The organism is Janibacter sp. CoH_79_TC_3 (assembly GCF_058197955.1).
The window spans coordinates 1-19,413 of the sequence record NZ_JBXWIV010000024.1; the positions used below are offsets into that span (position 1 = coordinate 1).

Here is a 19,413-nt window from a genome sequence, read left to right on the forward strand (position 1 = left end):
ATCATCGCGCCAATGGTAGTGTGGCTCCGGCCATGTGAGAGTAGGTCATCGTCAGCTCTCTATTCCTGAAAACCCCCAACGTTAATTCGTTGGGGGTTTTCTTTTGCCGAGGGGTTGGGTTTAAGGACGGTTTTATATATCCCTAATACATAACTTAACATCGATCCCTTGTTGAGAGCACTTATTAAAGCTATGATAATTATAGTCCATGTTGTCAATGCAGGATTGCTTTGAAAACATGAGCTTTTATAGATAAATTTAATATGATAAGAATTAATAATCACAAGGATGATAAAATTATGACTATTGCAAAAAATATTGAAGTAAGTAGTACCTCAGAAAAAAGTTTTGAAGACGCTATTCAAAAAGGCGTGGCGCGTATCGCCAAAACTATTAACAATGTTCAAGGTGCTTGGGTAAAAGAGCAGAAAGTAGGCATTACAGATGGTAAGATTGATAAGTATCATGTCATTATGATTGTGAGCTTTGTCATTAATGAAGATACTGATCTTAGTTAATTATTATTAATAATACTAAATTACTTACAAACCTAATTTCAAAAAATAAAAAGCCTGTGTATGCAGGCTTTTTTTATGTTCTCTAATCAGTAATAAGCTGGTGCTTTTCTCATAAAAATTTCTTAACATTATAGATTGCAGTAAATATAGTAAACTGGTCGCAGATATTTTGATATGACAGTTTTAATCAGATTCTTATAAATAGAGAAAGTTATGGCAGTAGATTTTACCAATACCTTAATCGTTGCAATATCAGCAACCGCTTTATTTGATTTATCAGAATCTGAAAATCATTTGATAGCGTTATTACAGCAGCGACCTAGCGATGCGATTAAAGAGTTTCGCAACTATATGACAGAACGTGAGAATGATCCACTCAGTATCGGTGCAGGCTATCCACTTATCAAAGCATTATTAAATTTAAATAATTATTGTCATGACTGTGAGGGGCAAGGTTCAGGTATTGAGACGCCGTTAGTGGAAGTGGTGATTGTCTCAAAAAGCAGCCCTGATACGGGTATTCAAGTGCTCAATGCAATTCGTGAACATAGCTTAACCATTTCACGCTCGGCATTTATCTCTGGAAGTCCTGTAGCACCCTATATTAAAGATTTTAATGTGGATTTGTTTTTGACCACCAATCGTGATGATGCGCAGCAAGTTGCAGATGCCAATATTTGTGCCTGTGCGATATTGGATGCTACCCCTATAAATACTTATGAGCTAGACACAAATCAGCTGCGTATCGCCTTTGATGGTGACGCGGTATTATTTGATGACTCAGGTGAGCTGCTCTATAAGCAAAAAGGTTTGCAGGCTTTTCATGAGCGTGAAGCCGAAATGCGTGACTTACCTATAGAAAAGGGACCTTATGCAGAGCTGTTGATTAAGCTGTCGAAGATGCAGGAGCGTTTGCCTGCAAGCTTGCATACTTCTCCTATGAAGATAGCCTTAGTCACTGCCCGTAATGCTCCTGCTGACCTGCGGGCTATAAAAACTTTGAGAGACTGGGGTGTTGATCTTGATATGGCATTTTTTTTAGGCGGACTTGAAAAAACTTCGGTATTAAAAACCTTTGCACCACATATTTTCTTTGATGATTCGGTCAAACATATTGATGCTGCGCGTAATTTTATGCCGACGGCCCTAGTTCCTTATCATTCGAACTCATTGCTGCATGCCAAAAGTATATTAACGGCAGACGAAGACGCGTCATTGTTATCATTTAAACCTGTGAAAAGCTCGAATTTCTCTGCGAGTCATTAATAGAGCTTTAATAAAATTAACAGATTTAAAAGGTAATACGTCAGATGAAATGGCAGCAATTATTCACCCTAGTCATGCAAAGAATTAAGCAAGTCATCGGCTTATATGCTTTTGTTCTTATACCGATGTGGAGTATGTTCTTTCTTAATGAAACGGTATTTTTTGGTCTGTGGAATATTTTTGGTATTGTGCCACGTGCACTAGATACCGGTAGTATGATTGGGGTTTTTGCATCATGGACGATGCACGGCAATTTCCCCCACTTACTTGGCAATACGTTAACGCTATTACAAATTCTATTTTTATTTGGGCTATTTGAAAATAATGCTTATCGTACGGTAATTAAATTAATCGTGGCCTCAGGATTGGTAACTTGGGTCATTGGTTCGCCGTTATCGATTCATATCGGCGCGTCGGGGCTTTGTTTCGCGATGCTTGGTTACATGATAGGCGGGGCAGTATTTGCAAGGCGATGGGGCTACTTATTAGCTTGTATCGTGATGGGGACCGGCTATTGGTTGACCATTAAACAAGGTTTGATGCCGCAGCAAGGCATTTCATTTGCGGCGCATTTTGGTGGGCTATGCGCCGGCTTACTGTTAGGAGCGAATTCAAAGCATGCTTATAGCAGTATGAATACGCATTATTAACTTCTATGAGCACAACAATGTTTTCAATGTCAGATTTATTTTTAATATCAGATTTTCAATAAGATATCAGTCTTAACTTTTATTAATACAAACATTGGTATACAGCGGGTCAGTCTTTTCTAAAGGTCGCCACTTGGTGGTTTGCTTCACGTGCTCATCAATACTGAGCTTACTGTCTTTTTCTTGTAGTACATAGTCTGCACGAGCAAGGGCAGCACAGTCAATAACTTGCGGTACTTGCTGCACACTTCGACGTCTTTCAAACAAATATAAATTAACCAAATAAATATTTGGCGCATCGGCGTTGGCGCGAGCGTGTCCGCTATCAGCGGCGATAAAGCGTAATGTCTGTGGTTTGACATATGACCAAGGACGAAACCACGTGCTTTCTTCAACCTTTTTAACAACATGGACGCCTTCAGGAAGCTGGGCGACCTGCTGACCTAACCAGCTATACTCTTGGCTTATTTGAAAACCAAAAATACCGATGGCACCAAATAATGGAATGAGCCATCTTGGCGCTTTCTTACCAGCCAGTTTACTCAAGTGAGTTATAACCAATGCTATCCCAGCCAGACCAAACCCAGCTGCTATGGTAGCGATAAACTCAAAAAGCATAATACTTTTCCTTAACGCCATCAGCGCATTTAATACCAATTATTAAAAACAAATTTACTTTTACGAGTATTTTAAGCGCATTTATTATGTCATTTATGAATATTTTTCTCATCATTTTTACTTTTAAGAGTGATGGATAAAAAAATCACTCACAAGCAGCTACTGCCTGTGAGTGATATATTATCGTAAAAGATTATCCATCATTTGCACTTTTAATGGCTTAGTGATCGATTGCCGCACCAGCGCCACGTGGAGAACGAACACTTTCAACCAACTCTTGGATATGTGCTGGTGGAGGCGCAGTTGCATAAGAAACAGCGAATGCGACGATAAAGTTCAATAGGGCACCAACCGCACCAAATGATAATGGCGAGATACCAAACAACCAGTACTCTTCAGTATCAGGGAAGTTTGCAGTACCAGTAATGAAGAACCAGCCTTTGAAGACAAAGATATAGACCAAAATACTAATAAGACCGGTTAGCATACCAGCAATGGCGCCAAGGTTATTAATACGTTTCGAGAAAATACCCATCATTAATACAGGGAACAGTGAAGCACCTGCAATACCAAAGGCTAATGCTACGACCTGTGCGGCAAACCCTGGAGGGTTGATGCCGAGCCATGTCGCAACCACAATAGCGATAGCCATCGTGATACGTGCTACTTTTAGCTCGCCTGCATCACTAATATTAGGGTTAAGGTTACGCTTGATTAAGTCATGACTAATCGCTGATGAGATAGCGAGTAGTAGACCAGCTGCCGTTGATAGCGCTGCTGCCAAACCACCTGCGGCGATAAGACCGATAACCCAACCTGGTAGCTGTGCAATTTCTGGGTTAGCCAACACTAAGATATCAGCGTTTACGTCAAGTTCGTTACCTGCCCAGCCTCTATCAACAAAGACACCATCACGCTCTAAAGCATGTTCAGCCTTTGCTTTTTCAACCGCAGCTGTTGTAGCAGCGACATCACCGCCATCAGTGTTTGCGGCAGCCAATGCTAGCTCTGCTGCACCAAGTCCACTATCGGCATATAACTGGATACGACCATCGTTATTGAGATCGTTATACTTAATAAGACCGGTTTCTTCCCATGTTCTCATCCAGTCTGGACGTTGATCATATTCGATAGCAGGGGCGTCAACACCTTGTGGATAAATGGTATCGATTAGGTTTAAACGTGCCATCGCACCTACTGCCGGGGCAGTGAAGTATAGTAGCGAGATGAAAACTAACGTCCAACCAGCTGTCCAACGAGCGTCAGCCACCTTAGGAACCGTGAAAAAGCGAATGATAACGTGCGGTAGACCCGCTGTACCAATCATCAATGATAAGGTAAATAGCACCATGTTTAGCTTGTTCGGCACATCAGCGGTATAAGCGGTAAAGCCTAAGTCGACGACGATTTGATCAAGCTTGGTTAAGATAGGAATACCTGCTTCAACATGGTTTGAGAACAAACCAAGACCTGGAATCGGGTTGCCCGTCAACTCAAGTGAGATAAATACAGCAGGAATCGTATAGGCAATCATTAGAACCACATACTGCGCAACCTGCGTGTAGGTAATCCCTTTCATACCACCAAGTACGGCGTAGAAGAATACAACAACGGCCGCAATAATCAGACCAGTGGTGTTATCAACTTCTAAGAAGCGTGAGAATGCCACCCCAGCACCCGTCATCTGACCGATAACGTAAGTGGTTGAAGCAATAATCAAACAAACCACCGCAATCATAGCCGCAGTTTTAGAATAAAAACGGTCGCCAATAAAATCAGGAACCGTGAACTTACCAAATTTACGTAGGTAAGGCGCTAGGAGCATGGCCAGTAGTACATAACCGCCGGTCCAACCCATCAAGTAGGTTGATGCCGCATAGCCGCCCGTTGCAATAATACCTGCCATCGAGATAAATGACGCCGCACTCATCCAGTCAGCAGCCGTTGCCATACCATTCATTACTGGATGCACACCGCCGCCAGCTACATAAAACTCACTGGTCGAACCTGCACGTGCCCACCAAGCAATACCGAAGTATAGAGCGAAGGATAGGCCTACAAAAATAATATTAATCGTAAATTGACTCATAGGGCTATTCCTCGTCTACACCATATTGTTTATCTAGTTTATTCATGCGCCATGCATAGAAGAAGATTAGGGCAATAAATACGATAAGCGCCCCTTGTTGTGCAAACCAAAAGCTTATATCGGTACCGCCTATTCGAATACCTGACAATAATGGACGTAGTAAGATGCCAAAACCATAAGAGACTAACGCCCAAATGACAAGGCTGACTTTAATGAGACGGAGATTGGCGCGCCAATAACCTGATGAATCGTTGTGGTTCTCCATAGGACAACTCCTTTTGCCTAACATAAAAACAAGGTCACTGATTTGAGTCTGACAAGTCATTTTGCTTTAGTGTTTGTGCTACTACCAAAAGCAGTGTGACACTCAGTCCATCTTAAAACCATAAAAACGGTAGACGAACGGCTAAAGCAGAATGATCAATCAGATAAGTAACCCAAAATTATCAACATATGAGCAAATTCTTTCAATGCTATCGATACATACACTGATGTTAAGTTGCTCGGTATGACACCATAAAATTTGCAGGATAAAATCAATATTAACCGGTTAAAAATTTATCTTTTTGTTATCTATTAACAGATATAAAGGGGTTTTTATAAAATTAAGCGGATATAAACAGTGAGATTTAAGTAGGAAGGTCGGTATTGGCTGACAATCCTCTGTCTCATCATTCATATCATCTTCCTGATAATATGGCTTCAATACTTCAAAACTTATTCATTCCAGTAAGTATTGCAAGCGTTTTTTATAAACTTATTAGGAATATATACAATATTGACTTAATTAACAATAAATAAATTTTATTTACTTTATGTAACTAAATATTCGTTCCATAGAAACTCTAGCTAACTTATGTTAGTAAAGGTTAATAAATCTGCCGTCTTTGACAGAATAGCCTACTAACACCTTATTAATGTTAAGGATTTGCTCTTCTAGCTATATTAATAGCTAAAAGTCAAAAATAGCATTTATTTTAAAAATAACAATTAAGAACTCATAAACACATGTTATGTTGCCAAGTTTTTTTGTAATAAATAAGCGTTATATAAATATAGTCATACTGTCATCACTATTAGTCAGTCTTAAAAGTTTTTCATTATTATTTGTTTATAACAATAGATTTTTTATTTAAAGTTTTTTACTCATCAAAAGTTTAGAGATATTAAAAGTTCTAAATAAACGATTGAAACAGTTAAATAATCACCAGTCAGTTAAAATACGCCAACATGATATGGGTGATTTTATTGCCACTTTATCGCTTAGCTTTCCAGTACTGTTAGAGAGGTCAGGAGAGAACAAAGCGTCATAAGAGGGTGGACAGTCACATTAATTAATAACGTATGTTAAAAATATAGAAAGTCAGTCAGGGAAATATAGTATGAACGAAAGCATAGCAGGTTGGTTTAATAGCGCCGTTAATTACGGTGTTAGTATTATTTGGGGTAATAATGATTGGTTAATCGCCAGTAATCCATGGTATGGCTTGCTGATGTTCGTTTTGATTGGTGCTGGTCTTTATTTTACCATTGCTACGCGCTTTATTCAGTTTCGTCACTTCGGGCATATGTGGCAGTTATTGCGAGTGTCAAATCAAGGGCGTAAAGATGGCGGTATTAGCTCGTTTGAAGCGCTGATGACATCCTTAGCAGCGCGTGTCGGCACCGGTAATCTGGCAGGGGTCGCCATTGCTATCTATCTTGGTGGACCGGGGGCGGTGTTTTGGATGTGGATGACGGCGATCGTGGGTATGTCGACCAGTTTCATCGAGTCAACCTTAGCGCAAGCCTACAAAGTGCCGCATAATGACAATGTCTACCGCGGTGGACCAGCTTATTATATTGAAAAAGGTTTGGGTAAGCGCTGGCTAGCGATATTTTTCTCGCTTTGTTTGTTGGTTGCTTTTGGTTTGGCGTTCAATGGCGTACAGTCAAATACCATTGCACAAGCGACCAATCAAGCCTTTGGGATTCCGACTTGGATGACAGGTTTGGTATTGGTGGTGCTAGTCGCGCCAGTGGTATTTGGTGGTCTACGTTCGGTTGCGCGTATCGCGGGTAAAATCGTGCCAGTTATGGCGATTCTTTATATTTTGTTGGCGCTTTATATTATTGTCACTAACTTTAGCGAGTTCCCAGCAGCGATTGCCTTGATTGTAAAATCGGCCTTTGGCTTTGAGCAGGCAGCGGGCGGTGTCATTGGTTATGGTATTGCACAGGCAATGATTAACGGTATCAAACGCGGTTTGTTTTCGAACGAAGCCGGTATGGGCTCAGCGCCTAATGCAGCGGCAACGGCAAAAAGCCATCCTGACCATCCTGCCGTGCAAGGTTTTATGCAAATGCTCGGTGTATTTATGGATACGCTGGTTATCTGTTCAGCCACTGCTGCCATTATTATTCTCTCTGGCGTGGTCGACCCGAGTGTCGAACAAGAGGGTATTCAATTAACCCAGTTAGCATTGTCGAAGTATGTGGGTGATATGGGCGTGATTTTCGTCGCGATTGCTATTTTCTTCTTCTCGTTTACTTCTATCATTGCCAACTATAGTTATGGTGAATCTAATCTTGAATTTATCTCTGGTGAAAAAAATGCCAAAGTCATGATTATGATTTTCCGCTTTATGGTTTTGGGCATGGTGTTCGTCGGCGCTATTGCTAGCTTACCTGCTATTTGGAACTTTGCTGACTTATCGATGGGTCTCATGGCACTCGTTAACTTAATAGCGATTTTAATCTTGTCACCGGTTGCGCTCAGAATATTGCGTGATTATGAAAGACAAATCAAAGAAGGTAAAACGGGCGATCAAATCAAGTTCGATCCCGATGACTTTGTGAAATTAAAAGATGAAGCCAATCGTGATGCGTGGACTGATTAACCTTTAAAAGCAAATCAAGAAAATATGCCATTCAAGCTACAAGCATCAAAAAACCGCTCTTATGATTATAAGAGCGGTTTTTTATGAAGCTATATTATCTCAAACAGGGTTTACATGTTTGGATAGTTAGGACCGCCGCCGCCTTCTGGCGTCACCCAAGTAATGTTCTGCGACGGGTCTTTGATATCACAGGTCTTACAATGGACACAGTTTTGCGCATTGATGACAAACTTGGCACCTTCGGCATCTTTCACCACTTCATAAACGCCAGCTGGGCAATATAGACGCGCAGGCTCAGCATATAGTGGTAAGTTGATAGAAACAGGAACCGTAGGATCGGTCAGTTTCAGATGCGTTGGTTGGTCTTCAGCATGGTTGGTATTGGAGATAAAGACTGATGATAATTTATCAAATATCAGTTTGCCATCCGGCTTAGGATAGGTTGGCTGATAAGCATGGGCTGCACGCTCTAGCTGATCATAATCTCTCTTATTATCATGGATAGTCAGTGGCATCTTACCTTTTAGTAAATTTTGCTCTAAAAAGGTAAAGGCGCCGCCCATCCATTGGCCCAGACGGTGCATCGCTGGTGCAAAGTTACGCGCTTCATAGTTATCTTGATATAACCAAGATTCTTTATACATGGTGCTATAAGCGACCACATCATCATGCTCACGGCCCGCTTGGAGCGCTTCAAAAATCGCTTCAGCCGCCAACATGCCTGACTTCATTGAAGTGTGCGTGCCTTTGATTTTGGCAGGGTTTAAGAAACCAGCATCATCACCGACCAAGACGCCACCTGGGAAGGTGAATTTTGGTAATGAGTTTAAGCCGCCTTTGGTTAATGCGCGCGCGCCGTAAGAGATGCGCTTGCCACCTTCTAAGACATTGCGAATGAGCGGATGCAGTTTTAGGCGCTGCATTTCATCAAACGGTGACATATAAGGGTTTGAGTAAGATAAATCGATAACCATACCAAAACTTACCTGGTTGTTTTCATCGAAATATAACCACCAACCACCAGAAGAACCAGTGTCAGTTAATGGCCAACCTGAACCATGCATGACCACACCTTGCTCATGCTTTTCTGGGTTTACTTCCCATAGCTCTTTTAGACCAATACCGTAATGCTGAGGGTCTGAGTCTTTATCAAGAGCGAAACGACTGATGAGGCGCTTGCCCAAATGACCGCGGCAACCTTCGGCGAAGATAGTGTATTTACCCAGTAGCTGGTAGCCTGGCTCAAAGCTAGATTTGGCTTCGCCATTGGCGGCAACGCCCATATCACCGGTTAATACGCCTCTTACCGAACCGTCATCATTATATAAAATTTCATCGGCAGGGAAGCCTGGGAACATCATGACTTCAAGCTCTTCTGCTTGCTCAGCCAACCAACGAACGATGTTGCCTAATGATACGATATAGTTGCCGTCATTATGCATGCTGGCAGGTACGATAGCATCAGGAAGTTTGGTTGCTTTGGTGGCAGAACCGAGCATATAAACGCGGTCTTCAATAGCAGGAACGTTTAGAGGCGCGCCTTTTTCTTTCCAATTTGGTATCAGCTCGTCTAAAGCACGCGGCTCGATGACAGCGCCAGATAAAGTATGCGCACCAAACTCTGAGCCTTTTTCGACCACACAAACCATAAACTCATCGTTACCGGCTGCAATAGCAAGCTGACGCAAGCGGATAGCTGCAGATAGACCTGCAGGTCCACCACCGACGATAATGACGTCAAATTCCATCGATTCACGTTCGATTTCAGGCTCCGCAGCGACAGGTTCTACGATTGGCTCCGGTGCTTTTTCTAGCACAGGCGTGTCAACCACAGCCGCCTCTGTTGCTTCAGTTGCAGCAACTTCTTCAGTCACGGCGACTTCTTTAATTTCTGGTGTTTCTGCTACTGGCGTATCACTATTTGCGATGTCGCTATTAATACCATCACTATCAACGACTGGCGTTTGATTGTCTTGCTCTTGCATACCTACTCCTAAACTTTTAGTGGCTTATCTCAGGGCATCATTAGCTTAACAATTGAATAATAAGGCTTGCGGCGCTAACGTTACTCAGACATATGGCTGCCCGATAAAAACTGTCTTTGCGGCATCAATTGACGGCGTTAAGGTTAATAATATTTGCTTAAAAAATACCAACCTATAACGTAAAATGTGTCATTAATACAACACCCACTGAAGCATTTCAAATAAAAAATCGTTACCCATTATAAAAGAAAAGTCCTACAAACACGATACGCATTTCTGGGCATCAATGTTAAGGTAGGATTGAGTGAGTAGGGGTACAATGACGATAGGCTTTCATCATACCCGAAACTAAAATTTATAGTAATAATAGATTTGCCAAACTTTGATTACTAAATAAAGGATTATATGATGAGCGATAATAATAAAAGCTTCGATGCTGCGAGTAAAAATGATGCTCAAGCCCCAAATAATAAGGCATCCGAGCTAAATAGCATCGATGCCCTTAGCCAGTATTTTAAGTCAGTAGCCAGCACACGCCAAGGACGCGCCATACCGCCACTGGAGAAATGGCACCCTGAGCAAGTAGACGATATGGATTTGATTATCAAAGCCAATGGTGAATGGTGGCACGAAGGTGGGCATATGACCCGGCAGTCATTGGTCAATTTATTTGCCACTATTTTGTGGAAAGAGGAAAATAATGGCGCGGTTGAGTACTTTTTAAAGACGCCGGTGCAAAAGCTGCGTATTCAAGTAGAAGATGCGCCCTTATTAATTGATGATGTCGGTATCATTAATGAAGACAATACGTGCTGGCTAGAATTTACCACTACAACTGGTGATGTGGTGCGTTTAGATGATAAGCATCCGATTAGTTTGCGTGCTTATTCAGGCAAAAACCATGACCATAACAAGAGCGAAGAAAAGCAGAACATAGAAGCTGATGTTCAAATTCGTCCTTATATGATGGTGCGAAATGGTTTGGATGCGTTGATTGGTCGCAATGCTTTTTATCATTTAACCGAAATTGGGGAATTGACAGAGCGTGATGGTGAGACGATACTAACGCTGCAAAGTGGCGGCAAGTCTTATCCGTTATCGATGCCATCCAGTTAAGCATAAAACATATTTAGCATCTGACAATATTTAACATCTATATAAAAACGGCGGTAAGATAGCAATGAAAATTGCCGTAAAAGCAGCTCCAAACAATACAAGCTATGAGAGCCTTGATACAGCCTCACCGACAGGTACTAATACTAATATTAAAAAGGTTATGTCGAATAATAGCGTGATAAATAATGCGATTAAAAAAAATCGCAGCGCACCAATTGGCTTGTTTGATTCGGGTGTTGGCGGGTTATCGGTTTATTTGCATTTGGCTCAGCAATTACCGTATGAGCGTTATGTTTATTATGCCGATACTTTGCATGTGCCGTACGGCAATCGTGATAGTGAAGATATTAAAGCCTTGACGCTAGCCGCAGTAGAATGGCTGTACCAACAAGGCTGCAAGCTTATTGTTATCGCCTGCAATAGCGCTTCGGCTTATGCATTAGAGACCGCACGCCGCTATTATCCGCAGCTGCCAATTGTCGGTTTGGTCCCTGCTTTAAAACCTGCGGTCTTTGCCAGTAAAACGGGTCATGTCGCAGTACTGGCAACAAAAGCGACTTTAAATGGAACGCTACTTAATGATGTCATTACTAATGTAGCCATTCCTAATGCGACCAGAATCACTAAGTATTTTGACGCAAAATTAGTCCCTTGGGTCGAGGCAGGTATGCCACAAGAGAGTGAAACCGCTCAGGGTTTGCGTCAGCAATTACAGGTATTTGCCCAAGATGGCGTCGACCAGCTGGTACTAGGCTGTACCCATTATCCATTCTTTAAAGCGTTTTTACGGCAAGAGATTGCTGAGCGACAATTAGCAATACAAATTGTCGATTCAGGGCAGGCAATCGCTGAGCGCGTCAAGCAACTATTGTTAGCAAACCACTTATTAGCAGATCAGTTGTCGGTATTGCCAGTCGAGGTTTTAGCTAATGAGCGGTTAGGTGATACGAAAGCAAGTTTAAATATACTGCCGCCGTTGACTTTTTATGCAACCAAACATGATGAGCAGTTAGATGCTGTGATACAGCGTTTATTAGGTAAACAGACTGGTATAAACTACTATCTTTCTCCTTAAGCTACTTTGTTTTATTCTAATATCAGTTTTTTACCTGTTCAATAGTGAGGTAGCTGTTATAATCCCGCAATATATTAGTGGAATTAGTAATAAACTGAACGCATATTAGCAATATTATGCTAGGCTAGTATTTGCTTAATAGAATATATAGAGTAACTCAGGTTTCATTAGTAATTCACATGACTAATATTCACACGACTAATATTTATATAGCTATTATTTATATAAATACCATTTATATAATTATCTGAGCTTAGAGGTGATTGTGCCAAACCGTCGCTATCATATTCACGTCATATGCGCTGACAACGACCAACTGTTGGTTTTAGACAGTGTGGCGATGTTTTTTCAAGCCCGTGCATTTTTAACCTATGACGTTTCTAGTAAATTACCAAAAGCGTCGCTATATGGTCGCCAGTGTATCGATGCCTGCGACTATGCGCTGATGATTATTGGGGATAGCTATGGTACGGCGCAAAATACCGGTGTCAGTCAAATGCATTTGAGCTATCTCAATGCCAAAGCCAAGCTCAAACCCTTATTGATATTGGTCAAGAGTCACCATAATGAGGTTAAGATCAGTCGGCAGCTGCAAGAATTTACCAATATGGTGACCCAAAAAGCCGAGAAGATTTATTATTATGAAACTGAAAATGATATCGAGCAGCTGCTCATTCAGGCCTACTATAAAATGGTTGCCAATCACGAAGTCGGGGATGGCTGGGTAAGAGTCAGTGACGAGCTGATGAAAGCCAATAAATCTGCCCTTACTGATGAAATAGTTAGCGCTTTTTCGACTAATAAAGAGCCTAAACAAGCCCAGTCTCGCCCCGTGATTATTAATCATCTTGCCGCTGATAATGTTAGTAAACCCATTATTCTGACCGATACCTTTGAGATTCAATATAAAGCGCAAGCCTATGAAGGCGGTAATTTAACTGATGTGACCAGACCCATGATTTTGTCGTGGCAAGAAGTGCTCGTCACCTTGATGAAAATACCCGCCACCTTTTCAAGCTATGGTCTACAGAGCGCCATCAATCGCCTAATTGCCATCCGAGCTGAAACAGATATCAAAAAAGACATGCCAAACGTCCACGCTGTGGCTCGTTGTCAGATTTCTCAAGATGATTTAAATCAATTGCAGCGTCAATTGGTGGCGGCTAATTGGATACAATTAACCACTTATGGCACGCGAGTTACCCAAGAGCTTTGGAAGCTCACTTTTTATGCCAAAAGCTTATTGGCGGATAAAAAACCAAAAATAGACAGTCATTCGTCTTTACCGCTCAGTTAGCTTAAGCTATTCATTCTATTATTGATAAATACCTTGTCTAATACCTTTCATTAATTCAATCGCTAGCTACAATTCAATTGATAGTTATCTAAATGGGTTTTCCGACGTTCATGGCTACGTTTTGTAATACAAAGCATACGTCCTAACGGTTGTGAAGCTGTTCAATACCCGTGATAATGAAGATGATAAGCACATAACAATATTGAACAACTAGGGAGAATAAATAATGAGTAATTCTAAAAATGATAGCTTAAAAAGTGAATTAACCAGTTTGGAAGAGAAAATGCACGATGCAAACCAGTTTCATACCTTGGAAGAGCAAGTCGCCGATATGAAGCGCCGCGGTATTGATCCAACCCAAGCCTATAAAGATTTGGATAGAAAAGAAGAAGATGCCGATTGGGGCGATGCTACGTGGAAAGAAAATGGTAAATGGGAGCCAAAAACGCCTGCTGATCTAGATGATAAAGCACGCGAAAATTGGGACGGCGACAATGGTAAACCAAACCCGCCACCGATTGTTTAATAGCTGTTATTGATAGAGATTGTTTAATAATCACCATTTATTTTTAACGCATTAAATGTATTTCATAAAAAAGCCACGCTAATTTGCGTGGCTTTTTCGTTGGATTTTTAACTATTTTTGGTCTAAATTACTGATAGTTCAAGTCAAAATAAAACTACGAACCTTCATCTACACGTACAAGTTTCACCGTACCATCAGGACTGGTAACACGGCGATAGCGCGTATTGCTTGATGATGTTGATGGTCTAACGGTTGGCTGCGCAGATGGCTGTGCTGAATAAGTATTAGAGTTTGAGCTGCCAGTTTGCTGTTGAATCAATTGTCCCATACGGTCTGCAGGGGCAGCATTTAAAGGACGACTGTTTGCTGGTTGCCCGTATTGATTGCCATATTGAGAACTGCTGGCAGCGCTATTGCCAACGATAGCGCGATAAAACTTCTGTCCGGCGCGTCCATCGGCTGGGGAAATACCACGGCTCGATTGGTATTGTTGAATAGCAGTGCGCGTATTATCACCGATAATGCCGTCGACTTCTCCGATATCATAGCCGGCATTTAATAATGCTTGCTGAATTGCTCGAGATTCTTGGCGACCGATACCAGGGTCATCAGTCGGCCAAGCGGTGATAAAGTCGGTTTTGCTGCTATCTTCACGAGTAATCAGATCCGATAAATGCGCAATAGCCAGTGCATAGCTTTCTGAGGCATTATACGAATAGAAAGTATCGAAGTTTTTACCAACTAAAAATGCTGGACCGTCAGGACCTGCGGGCAACAATAGACCCGCACTATCTAAATCAGAAGGCAGAGGGCTGCCGTTCGCCAATGTCAGCCCTTGATTGCGCCAATGACTGATAGATTTTTTGTCTTTACGGTTCGATGCGCCCCAATATCCACTCGGAAGTTTGACTTCATAGCCCCATGGCTCACCTGAACGGTAGCCACGCTTGTCTAAAAAGTTGGCAGTAGAGGCAAGTGCATCAGGGACGCTGTTGACCAAATCGCGACGACCATCACCATCGAAATCGACGGCCAATTCTAAAAAAGTACTGGGCATAAATTGTGTTTGCCCAAACGCACCTGCCCATGAGCCAGTCATATCACTGGGTGCGATATCGCCATTTTGCACAATTTTTAAGGCATTGGCATATTCGCCTTGGAAGTAGCTTTGACGACGATCGAAGCAAGACAGCGTCGCTAAAGATTCAAATAAGGGTTTTTTACCCAACGTCTGACCAAAGTTGGATTCCACGCCCCAAACCCCTAATACGTGCTCGGCTTTGACACCATAGCGCGACTCGATTTTACGCAGGGTGTCTGCCCACTGGCGTTTGGCACGGATACCATCTTCTACTCGTTCCGTATCGACAAGTGATGACAGATAATCCCAGACGTCCTTTTGAAACTCTGGCTGATAGTTCAATGACTGAATCACGCTAGGGTCAGGCTGGCTTGGGCGATAGTTATTGAAGGTAAAACTATCGACGCCGCGGAATTTACTAGAATTTTTTAGACCATCTAAGCACTGCTGAAACTGGCTATTAGATAATTCAGGCGCTGCTGGTTTGGCAGCCTGTGCCGTGCTAGCAAGACTGAGACCAACCGCGATGCTAAGTAGCGATAAAGTAGAAGTTGAAGAAAAACGCATGGAAATATCCTATAAACATCGAAATAGTCATTGAAAGAGAACAAAGCTGGTTTAAGCAGTATGGACTTAGAGTAACCAATCTCAATAGTAAAGAAAAGGTATCGAAGCACTCAGTTACTATAAATTGACGGTGGCGTGAGGTTAGAAGAGGGTTTGGCTATAAGACTAAAACTAGATCTATGGCTTTTCTTCTGTTTTTTATTATCAGTTAATACTGAGTTGATTGAGGCTTTAATAGCCAAACATGCTCAGTTACCAATATCTCAGAGGCAGCATTAAGGGTCGATGACTTGCTTTCAAGCTCAACGATTTTATAATCAGCACTATAATACTGATGTAATTGCTGCTGAGTAATCGAAAAAGGCGGGCCGTCTTTTTTACTTTGATCGTAGTTAAGGGTAATTAATAGCTGTGGCGCATTATTGCTAAGTTTAACTATGTGCCTACTATAATCAGCACGCATATTTGCTGGCAAGGCTATCAACGCCGCTCGATCATAAACGGCATTAATAGCATCAATATCTATCGTGCTCAGGGCAAAAATATCCGCCGCCCATAAAGTGATGGTTTGACCAGCCAGCTGACCTTGATAGCGTTTTAAAGTGGATTTATCAGCAGCGCTAGTAAATTCAGTAATAGTAGGCGTGATATTTTTCTCAGCAAAGAACGCTTGCACAGCTGATTCGACCAGCTCAATGCCAACGACGTCGTAGCCTGCGCAAGCCAGCCATACCATATCAACCGATTTACCGCACAAAGGCACCAATACTCGGCTACCGATGGGCAACGCCAGATTAGAAAAGTATTTGATTAGCTCAGGGTTAACGTCAGACTTATGAAAGCCAATACGACCTTCTTGCCAGCGCTGTTGCCAAAATTCAGAATTCATACCATTATTCCTAGCATATCAATGCTTTAAAGGTTTAACATTATCATAGCGCTAAACGCAATAAAAAAGCCAAGCGTATGAACCCTTGGCTTTTATAGCGTATAACAATCATAGTAGTCTATTAGCTGACCATATACTGGCTAAACTCTTTGCGCAGTTTGGCAAGTTTTGGCGGTATCGCAAAGTTACAGTAAGCTTGACCCGGATTGCGATTAAAAAAGTCTTGATGAGCTTCTTCAGCGATATAAAATTCAACTGCCGGATGCACTTCAGTGACGATATTCAGACCCATATCGCGTAGTTTATTAATCGTGCGATCGATGGTTGGTTTTTGATTGTCATTCGTGTAATAAACGACGCTGCGATATTGGCTACCGACATCATTACCTTGACGGTCTTTAGTCGTAGGATCATGGGTGCCAAAGAATACATCAAGCAATACTTCTAAGGGTAGAACAGACTCATCAAAGGTAATGTTAATCACTTCAACGTGTCCGGTGTTACCGCCACAGACGGCTTGATAATTAGCGGTAGTAGCTTCGCCACCCATATAGCCTGATACGACAGACTGTACGCCTTTTAGCGATAAAAATACCGATTCGGTGCACCAAAAGCAGCCGCCGCCTAATATAATGGTTTGCATAATTGTTCCTATTATTATAGCTGTTGTTATAGAGATGAGCTAAGTTGTTTATTTGGTTGCAATGTTTTTATCTTTCAATGCTGTTTTTATCTTTCAATACTGCCTTTATAAAGTAAACATTGCGCTTAGCATTACCTATTTAGCTTAGCAGGGCAGTTGCCCGCGATAAGTAACAAACAGTAATGTTATAATGGGCTTTTGCTATCTTGGGCTGTCTTAAAAGCCATTAGCAATGCATTTTTTAATTCGAGTTCTGTTATCAAAAATCGAAGTTCCACTATCAAAAATGAGTCACCCCATGAGCCAAAAAAAGCCTGCTAACCTTGCTAATGACACCGTTAAACATGACACTCTTTTCACCACGCCATTAGATAAGGCGTCGCGCTTTTCTTTTGATGAGCAAGTGGTGGCATGTTTTCCCGATATGATTCGCCGTAGTGTACCCGGTTATGGTCAAGTGCTAGCGATGTTGCCGATATTTGCTCGTCGCCACTGTAAATACCGCCAGCAAGATAATAGTGGTCAGCGTGTCAGCCGTGTGTATGATTTGGGCTGCTCGCTTGGGGCGGCAAGTATGGCATTGGCAGGCGAGTTTGAGCCGCAAGATTTGCAGATTAAGGCGATTGATATCTCGCCAGCGATGACCACTGAGGCCAGTGCTTTGTTAACTGAGAATTATCCTGAGCACGATATAGAAGTCATCACCGCTGATATTCGTGATGTAGAGCTTGAACCATGCGATATGGTCATTCTTAATTTGACGCTGCAGTTTTTGCCGGCCGCTGATAGAGTGGCAGTGTTAGAAAGAATTTATGCCGCATTAAGTGAAGGTGGCATACTAGTATTAACCGAAAAAACCCATGCTTTTGATGAGCAGTATGATGCATGGTTGGTTGAGCGTTATTATGATTTTAAACGTGCTAACGGCTATACCGAAATGGAAATCAGCGGCAAACGTAATGCGCTAGAGAATGTGCTTATTACCGATACCTTGGATGAGCATCATGCGCGGTTAGATCAAGTAGGTTTTCAACGTCATTTAACGTGGTTTCAGTTTTTAAACTTTGTTTCTATTGTGGCGTTTAAATAACCGCTAGTCGGCGCAAATTTTTTGCCAAATCGAAGTTTTTATCAGTGCTTTATCAATACGGTAGCCGCCCTTTATGCTTAACGACACTATTCTCCACGCTGAACGCGAATTATATTTAACTTTGCTGTCATTGGCGCAGCAGCAGCCGAGCGCTTATGAGTGGCTAACGCGGTTACCGACGTGGCTCAATGATATCAAAGATAAAGCCAATTACGCTCACGCGCCCGCTTACCAAGCGTCGGTGGCACGTTTGCCAGAAGTAGCGGTTGATAGGGTAAATTTAGACAAGGATGTCTTAACGATTGCCGCCAATCTAAGCGACTCTGAGCGTAAACAAACGATGGCACTGTTAAAGCAGCTGATGCCTTGGCGTAAAGGACCCTTTCAGATTGGTGGTCAAATTGGTAGTGACGAAGACAGTTCGATATTTATAGATACCGAATGGCATAGCGATTGGAAATGGCAACGAGTGGCACCGCATTTGGGTACTTTAAAAGGACGTCGCGTATTAGATGTAGGTGGTGGCTCTGGTTATCACGGCTGGCGTATGGCAGGCGCAGGAGCGGATACGGTCATTATTATTGATCCATCATGTTTGTTTTATCATCAGTTTATGGCGATTCGGCATTTTGTTGGTAATGCTGACAATCACCGTACCCATTATATTCCGGTACCACTTGAGGCTTTACCTGAGCACAGTCAGCTGTTCGACACGGTATTTAGTATGGGCGTGCTTTATCATCGCCAATCGCCCTTTGAACATTTGCAACAGCTAAAAGGACAGTTGGTCAAAGGTGGCGAGCTGGTGCTTGAAACTTTGGTTATCGAAGGCGATGCCAATACCGTACTGGTGCCGCATGACCGTTATGCGCAGATGAATAACGTCTATTTTCTACCGTCTGTAGCGGCACTTATCGGTTGGTTAGAAAAAGCAGGATTTACCGACGTACGCTGCGTCGATGTCGCCGTGACTTCTACCAATGAGCAGCGCAAAACCGACTGGATGACTTATCATTCGTTGGCGGATTTTTTAGACCCTAATGATGCCAGTAAAACCATTGAAGGCTATCCAGCGCCTATGCGTGCCACGATTATTGCAAAAAAATAGCATTTATAACGTCAAT

17 protein-coding genes are annotated in these 19,413 nt (G+C 42.1%); 10 read left to right on the top strand and 7 right to left on the bottom strand.

The features are described 5' to 3' along the window. The first annotated feature begins 299 nt into the window (after positions 1-299). The 3 genes from AC2FA3_RS13565 (at position 300) to AC2FA3_RS13575 (ending at position 2,434) form a co-directional block, all read left to right on the top strand. Positions 300-518 (top strand): dodecin family protein, encoded by a 219-nt coding sequence (locus tag AC2FA3_RS13565; RefSeq protein ID WP_201546545.1) that lies wholly within the window; start codon positions 300-302, stop codon positions 516-518. A 213-nt stretch (positions 519-731) separates the two neighbouring features. Then, entirely contained in the window at positions 732-1,784 is a 1,053-nt protein-coding gene (locus AC2FA3_RS13570; protein ID WP_490510039.1) for a 5'-nucleotidase, read from the top strand. A 44-nt stretch (positions 1,785-1,828) separates the two neighbouring features. Next, positions 1,829-2,434 (top strand): rhomboid family intramembrane serine protease, encoded by a 606-nt coding sequence (locus AC2FA3_RS13575; RefSeq protein WP_490510040.1) that lies wholly within the window; start codon positions 1,829-1,831, stop codon positions 2,432-2,434. 72 nt (positions 2,435-2,506) lie between these two features. Here AC2FA3_RS13575 and AC2FA3_RS13580 read toward each other — a convergent pair whose 3' ends face one another. The 3 genes from AC2FA3_RS13580 to AC2FA3_RS13590 form a co-directional block, all read right to left on the bottom strand. Continuing rightward, positions 2,507-3,052, bottom strand: coding sequence for a hypothetical protein (locus AC2FA3_RS13580; RefSeq protein ID WP_490510041.1), 546 nt, complete (start codon positions 3,050-3,052; stop codon positions 2,507-2,509). A gap of 220 nt (positions 3,053-3,272) precedes the next feature. After that, complete coding sequence (locus tag AC2FA3_RS13585) at positions 3,273-5,141, bottom strand: sodium:solute symporter family protein (RefSeq protein ID WP_201546541.1); 1,869 nt, start codon at positions 5,139-5,141, stop codon at positions 3,273-3,275. 4 nt (positions 5,142-5,145) lie between these two features. Further along, positions 5,146-5,406 carry a DUF4212 domain-containing protein gene (locus AC2FA3_RS13590; RefSeq protein WP_011514563.1) on the bottom strand — a complete coding sequence of 87 codons (261 nt, stop codon included), beginning with the start codon at positions 5,404-5,406 and terminating at the stop codon, positions 5,146-5,148. A gap of 1,117 nt (positions 5,407-6,523) precedes the next feature. Between AC2FA3_RS13590 and AC2FA3_RS13595 the strand changes: the two genes are divergently transcribed. After that, positions 6,524-8,020 carry an alanine/glycine:cation symporter family protein gene (locus tag AC2FA3_RS13595; RefSeq protein ID WP_201612679.1) on the top strand — a complete coding sequence of 499 codons (1,497 nt, stop codon included), beginning with the start codon at positions 6,524-6,526 and terminating at the stop codon, positions 8,018-8,020. Positions 8,021-8,130: 110 nt separating this feature from the next. On the opposite strand, the gene AC2FA3_RS13600 is transcribed toward AC2FA3_RS13595, so the two are convergent. After that, positions 8,131-10,005: an electron transfer flavoprotein-ubiquinone oxidoreductase gene (locus AC2FA3_RS13600; protein ID WP_490510042.1), complete on the bottom strand. Its 1,875-nt coding sequence runs from the start codon at positions 10,003-10,005 to the stop codon at positions 8,131-8,133. 408 nt (positions 10,006-10,413) lie between these two features. On the opposite strand from AC2FA3_RS13600, the gene AC2FA3_RS13605 reads away from it, so the two are divergent. The 4 genes from AC2FA3_RS13605 to AC2FA3_RS13620 all read left to right on the top strand — a co-directional run bounded on the left by AC2FA3_RS13605 (position 10,414) and on the right by AC2FA3_RS13620 (position 14,019). Further along, complete coding sequence (locus AC2FA3_RS13605; protein ID WP_490510043.1) at positions 10,414-11,121, top strand: DUF1285 domain-containing protein; 708 nt, start codon at positions 10,414-10,416, stop codon at positions 11,119-11,121. Positions 11,122-11,185: 64 nt separating this feature from the next. Continuing rightward, the gene (gene murI / locus AC2FA3_RS13610; protein ID WP_490510045.1) at positions 11,186-12,196 is read left to right on the top strand and encodes a glutamate racemase; all 1,011 of its coding nucleotides are present in this window, start codon (positions 11,186-11,188) and stop codon (positions 12,194-12,196) included. Between the two features lie 265 nt (positions 12,197-12,461). Continuing rightward, complete coding sequence (locus AC2FA3_RS13615; protein WP_490510046.1) at positions 12,462-13,493, top strand: DUF4062 domain-containing protein; 1,032 nt, start codon at positions 12,462-12,464, stop codon at positions 13,491-13,493. Positions 13,494-13,719: 226 nt separating this feature from the next. Then, entirely contained in the window at positions 13,720-14,019 is a 300-nt protein-coding gene (locus AC2FA3_RS13620; RefSeq protein ID WP_201546537.1) for a hypothetical protein, read from the top strand. 154 nt (positions 14,020-14,173) lie between these two features. Here AC2FA3_RS13620 and AC2FA3_RS13625 read toward each other — a convergent pair whose 3' ends face one another. From AC2FA3_RS13625 to msrA, 3 genes are all read right to left on the bottom strand, one after another. Further along, positions 14,174-15,667, bottom strand: coding sequence for a lytic murein transglycosylase (locus AC2FA3_RS13625; RefSeq protein WP_490510047.1), 1,494 nt, complete (start codon positions 15,665-15,667; stop codon positions 14,174-14,176). A 208-nt stretch (positions 15,668-15,875) separates the two neighbouring features. Continuing rightward, a complete protein-coding gene (gene tmpT, locus AC2FA3_RS13630; RefSeq protein ID WP_490510048.1) occupies positions 15,876-16,556 on the bottom strand; it encodes a thiopurine S-methyltransferase in 681 nt (226 codons plus the stop codon). A 121-nt stretch (positions 16,557-16,677) separates the two neighbouring features. Then, positions 16,678-17,199, bottom strand: coding sequence for a peptide-methionine (S)-S-oxide reductase MsrA (gene msrA, locus AC2FA3_RS13635; protein ID WP_201612658.1), 522 nt, complete (start codon positions 17,197-17,199; stop codon positions 16,678-16,680). A gap of 298 nt (positions 17,200-17,497) precedes the next feature. On the opposite strand from msrA, the gene cmoA reads away from it, so the two are divergent. Both cmoA and cmoB read left to right on the top strand, forming a co-directional pair. Beyond that, complete coding sequence (cmoA, locus tag AC2FA3_RS13640) at positions 17,498-18,289, top strand: carboxy-S-adenosyl-L-methionine synthase CmoA (RefSeq protein ID WP_490510049.1); 792 nt, start codon at positions 17,498-17,500, stop codon at positions 18,287-18,289. Positions 18,290-18,362: 73 nt separating this feature from the next. After that, a complete protein-coding gene (gene cmoB, locus AC2FA3_RS13645) occupies positions 18,363-19,397 on the top strand; it encodes a tRNA 5-methoxyuridine(34)/uridine 5-oxyacetic acid(34) synthase CmoB (RefSeq protein WP_490510050.1) in 1,035 nt (344 codons plus the stop codon). Positions 19,398-19,413: the final 16 nt, after the last annotated feature.

Excerpts from the sequence above, each read along its gene's own strand:
- cmoA (WP_490510049.1), top strand. The coding sequence starts at position 17,498 with ATGAGCCAAAAAAAGCCTGCTAACCTTGCTAATGACACCGTTAAACAT.
- AC2FA3_RS13590 (WP_011514563.1), bottom strand. The coding sequence starts at position 5,406 with ATGGAGAACCACAACGATTCATCAGGTTATTGGCGCGCCAATCTCCGT.
- AC2FA3_RS13570 (WP_490510039.1), top strand. The coding sequence starts at position 732 with ATGGCAGTAGATTTTACCAATACCTTAATCGTTGCAATATCAGCAACC.
- tmpT (WP_490510048.1), bottom strand. The coding sequence starts at position 16,556 with ATGAATTCTGAATTTTGGCAACAGCGCTGGCAAGAAGGTCGTATTGGC.
- AC2FA3_RS13575 (WP_490510040.1), top strand. The coding sequence starts at position 1,829 with ATGAAATGGCAGCAATTATTCACCCTAGTCATGCAAAGAATTAAGCAA.
- cmoB (WP_490510050.1), top strand. The coding sequence starts at position 18,363 with ATGCTTAACGACACTATTCTCCACGCTGAACGCGAATTATATTTAACT.
- AC2FA3_RS13625 (WP_490510047.1), bottom strand. The coding sequence starts at position 15,667 with ATGCGTTTTTCTTCAACTTCTACTTTATCGCTACTTAGCATCGCGGTT.
- AC2FA3_RS13580 (WP_490510041.1), bottom strand. The coding sequence starts at position 3,052 with ATGCTTTTTGAGTTTATCGCTACCATAGCAGCTGGGTTTGGTCTGGCT.
- msrA (WP_201612658.1), bottom strand. The coding sequence starts at position 17,199 with ATGCAAACCATTATATTAGGCGGCGGCTGCTTTTGGTGCACCGAATCG.
- AC2FA3_RS13620 (WP_201546537.1), top strand. The coding sequence starts at position 13,720 with ATGAGTAATTCTAAAAATGATAGCTTAAAAAGTGAATTAACCAGTTTG.
- AC2FA3_RS13605 (WP_490510043.1), top strand. The coding sequence starts at position 10,414 with ATGAGCGATAATAATAAAAGCTTCGATGCTGCGAGTAAAAATGATGCT.
- AC2FA3_RS13585 (WP_201546541.1), bottom strand. The coding sequence starts at position 5,141 with ATGAGTCAATTTACGATTAATATTATTTTTGTAGGCCTATCCTTCGCT.
- AC2FA3_RS13595 (WP_201612679.1), top strand. The coding sequence starts at position 6,524 with ATGAACGAAAGCATAGCAGGTTGGTTTAATAGCGCCGTTAATTACGGT.
- AC2FA3_RS13565 (WP_201546545.1), top strand. The coding sequence starts at position 300 with ATGACTATTGCAAAAAATATTGAAGTAAGTAGTACCTCAGAAAAAAGT.
- murI (WP_490510045.1), top strand. The coding sequence starts at position 11,186 with ATGAAAATTGCCGTAAAAGCAGCTCCAAACAATACAAGCTATGAGAGC.
- AC2FA3_RS13600 (WP_490510042.1), bottom strand. The coding sequence starts at position 10,005 with ATGCAAGAGCAAGACAATCAAACGCCAGTCGTTGATAGTGATGGTATT.